The organism is Dietzia sp. B19 (genome assembly GCF_014145155.1).
GTDB lineage: Bacteria > Actinomycetota > Actinomycetes > Mycobacteriales > Mycobacteriaceae > Dietzia > Dietzia natronolimnaea.
On the sequence record NZ_JAALED010000484.1, the window covers coordinates 1 to 2,772 of the forward strand.

Below are 2,772 nucleotides of genomic sequence, written 5' to 3' on the forward strand. Positions count from 1 at the left end.
CGCGATGGACTCAGGCCCGTTCCGCGGCCCGGACGTGATGGTGTTCGATCGGGAGGGCTCGAGGAACTGGGTGGTCCCGGTGGCGATCAACGAGATGCCCCTGGCCCGGAACAACAGTCGGGAGAAGATCCGGTTCCACCCGGAGCAGTTCGAGGACCGGGCACTGTTCGACGTCCGCGAGGTGAGCTCGAGAGTGGTGGTCGTGCGGCGGTGACCGGGCCGGGCCGGAGGCCGGGCGAGGCGCAGCGTCGCCGGCGTCGTCAGGCGGGGCGCAGCGTCGACGGCGCCGGGAACGGTGCCACGATCTCGCGGCCGACCTCCTCGATCGCGTCCGTGAGCGCCGTCGACAAGACGATCCGGTTCTCGTCGAGGTGGGAGATCCGCACCACGGTGTCGCGGCCGTTCTCGTGGAACAGGAAACGCTCCATGAGGAACCGCAGACCGATCCCCTCGAGTACGTCCTCCGCCCTGTGCCAGTCGTCGACCGGGTCGAGCGGGCGGCCGAGCCGGTCGATCGGCACGAGCAGCGGCTCGGCGGTGGTCATGTCGATCCAGCCGATCAGTTCGCCGTCCTCACGGCGGTGCGGGATCCACGCCTCGGGGATCATCCCGGCCTCCTCTCGTGCCAGCTCCGGTCAATTCCCGTCGGGGTCAGAACTTACGGAAGCTGTGACCGAGCAGCCGCTTGCCGCCCTCGGCGAACTTGCCGGCCCGGGCCGCGGTCGGCAACAGAGACAGCGCGTTGAACCGCGAGGTCAGGTGCAGACGCGCGGCCCGCTCGGCGCTCTTCCAGCCCCGGGCCGCGAACGCGTCGGCCTCACCGGCGAAGAAGCGGGCCTCCTCGTCGAAGCGGCGGCCGTCGAGCGCGCGCACCGAGGAGTCGGAGGCGGAATGCCGGCGGTAGAGGAACGCCAGGGTCGGGTCGTAGACCATGTGACCGCCACCGGTGATCACGTCGACCAGCAGCGCCAGGTCCTGCACCACGTCCAGTCCCTCGCGGAACCCGATGCGGCGGATCCACTCGGAACTCCACGCCAGCGACGGGAAGTAGGTCCAGTTCCCGTGCATCAGCGAGGTCATGAGCTTCTCGCCGTGGAGGACCGTGCGACCGTCGGCCTTGGGCGAGGTGAACGCCTTGACGGTGTCGGACAGGGGCCGCACGGGGGCACCGTGTTCGTCGATGACGCTGACGCCGACCTCCATCACGGCGGCGTCGGGAACGGCCGCGAAACCGTCCGCCACCACCTGCAGGTAGTTGGGCAGCATGACGTCGTCGGCGCCCATCACCACGACGATCGGTGCCGTGACAATCTCCAGGCACTTGCGGTAGTTACCGTTGGCGCCGAGGTTGGTCTCGTTCTTCTCGTAGGTCACCCGCTCGTCGCGCGCGGTGATCTCCCCCATGTAGCGGGCAGGCTCCGGATCCGGGTAGCCGTCGTCCACCACGACCAGACGGAAATCGGTGTAGCTCTGGGACAGGACACTGTCCACGGCCTTCTTGAAGTGGCCGACGTCCCCGTAGTAGGGGAGCATCACATCGATGGCCATCGGGGAACCGCCGTCCTTCTCGTCACAGGGTTTTCCGTTCGATCGCATAGTATCGACCGGCGATGAGCAGTGACAGTGAGCGACTCCCAGGACCCTCCCACACGGCCGGGGGCGACCCTGCAGACAACCGTGACGTCTGGCTGGTCGTCCCGTGCTTCAACGAGGGCACCGTGATCGAGGAGGTCCTCGGTCACGCACGCGAGACCTTCCCCAACATCGTTGCCGTGGACGACGGTTCGACCGACGACTCCGCGGCGGCGATCCACCGGGCGGGCGCACACCTGGTCCGGCACCCGGTCAACCTCGGGCAGGGGGCCGCCATCCAGACCGGTGTCGAGTACGCCCGCGCGCAACCCGGCGCCCGCTACTTCGTCACCTTCGACGCCGACGGCCAACACCAGGTCAAGGACGTGCTCGCGATGGTCGAGCGGGTGCGCGACGAGCCCGTGGACATCGTGGTGGGGACCCGCTTCGGTCGCCCCCGCAGCGAGGGCGACCAGGTGCCTCTGATCAAGCGGATCGTGCTCAAGACCGTCGTCATGCTCAGCCCGCGCACCCGCCGGCTCGGACTGACGGACGCCCACAACGGGCTCCGGGTGTTCAACCGGCGGGTCGCCGACGACCTCAACCTGCGCATGAACGGCATGAGTCACGCCAGCGAGTTCGTGGAACTGATGGACAGCCGTGGGTGGCGCGTGGCCGAGCAGCCCGTCGACATCCTCTACACCGAGTACTCCATGTCGAAGGGGCAGTCGCTGCTCAACGGGATCAACATCCTCTCCGACGGGTTCGTGGGAAAGAGGTTGCCGCGATGATCAAGGCACTGCTGTTGCTCGCCGGCGCCGCGCTGGTGGCGTTCTTCCTGGCCAACCGGCGCAAGGCGCGGGCCAAGGCCGGGGTCAAGATCGGCTTCGTGCTGTTCGTGGTGTTCATGGTCTACGCCGTGCTGCGCCCGGACGACCTCACCGTGGTGGCCAACGCGCTGGGCGTACAGCGCGGCACAGACCTGGTGCTCTACGCGCTGGTGATGGGCTTCGCCTTTGTCACCGTCTCCACCTACGTCCGCTTCCGCGAGCAGGAACTGCGCTACGCCCGGTTGGCCCGGTCGATCGCGCTGCAGAACGCCGTGCGACCGGAGGACGAGCCCCACGCGGCTGCGGTGATGCCCGCCGCGGACGACGACGACCGCCCGCGACGGTGACCGGGCGGCCGACCCCTCGCGCG

5 protein-coding genes are annotated in these 2,772 nt (G+C 68.6%); 3 read left to right on the top strand and 2 right to left on the bottom strand.

Annotation, left to right across the window (positions count from 1 at the left end):
• Nucleotides 1-214 (top strand): arabinofuranosyltransferase (locus G6020_RS13335; protein ID WP_182610950.1); only part of this gene is annotated, 214 nt, incomplete at its 5' end.
• 46 nt (nucleotides 215-260) lie between these two features.
• Here G6020_RS13335 and G6020_RS13340 read toward each other — a convergent pair.
• Complete coding sequence (locus tag G6020_RS13340; RefSeq protein ID WP_182610951.1) at nucleotides 261-608, bottom strand: hypothetical protein; 348 nt, start codon at nucleotides 606-608, stop codon at nucleotides 261-263.
• A 43-nt stretch (nucleotides 609-651) separates the two neighbouring features.
• Nucleotides 652-1,548 carry a glycosyltransferase gene (locus G6020_RS13345; RefSeq protein ID WP_182610952.1) on the bottom strand — a complete coding sequence of 299 codons (897 nt, stop codon included), beginning with the start codon at nucleotides 1,546-1,548 and terminating at the stop codon, nucleotides 652-654.
• A 62-nt stretch (nucleotides 1,549-1,610) separates the two neighbouring features.
• Here G6020_RS13345 and G6020_RS13350 point away from each other — a divergent pair, with 62 nt between their 5' ends.
• Together G6020_RS13350 and G6020_RS13355 are read left to right on the top strand one after the other, a co-directional pair.
• On the top strand, nucleotides 1,611-2,363 hold the full coding sequence (locus G6020_RS13350) for a glycosyltransferase family 2 protein (RefSeq protein WP_241732711.1): 753 nt from the start codon (nucleotides 1,611-1,613) through the stop codon (nucleotides 2,361-2,363).
• A complete protein-coding gene (locus G6020_RS13355) occupies nucleotides 2,360-2,749 on the top strand; it encodes a DUF2304 domain-containing protein (protein WP_182610953.1) in 390 nt (129 codons plus the stop codon). The genes G6020_RS13350 and G6020_RS13355 overlap by 4 nt, the downstream gene beginning before the upstream one ends.
• The last annotated feature ends 23 nt before the right edge of the window (nucleotides 2,750-2,772 follow it).

What these genes read in the sequence shown, in the direction of transcription:
- G6020_RS13340 (WP_182610951.1), bottom strand. Translation starts at nt 608, where the DNA reads ATGATCCCCGAGGCGTGGATCCCGCACCGCCGTGAGGACGGCGAACTG.
- G6020_RS13345 (WP_182610952.1), bottom strand. Translation starts at nt 1,548, where the DNA reads ATGGCCATCGATGTGATGCTCCCCTACTACGGGGACGTCGGCCACTTC.
- G6020_RS13350 (WP_241732711.1), top strand. Translation starts at nt 1,611, where the DNA reads ATGAGCAGTGACAGTGAGCGACTCCCAGGACCCTCCCACACGGCCGGG.
- G6020_RS13355 (WP_182610953.1), top strand. Translation starts at nt 2,360, where the DNA reads ATGATCAAGGCACTGCTGTTGCTCGCCGGCGCCGCGCTGGTGGCGTTC.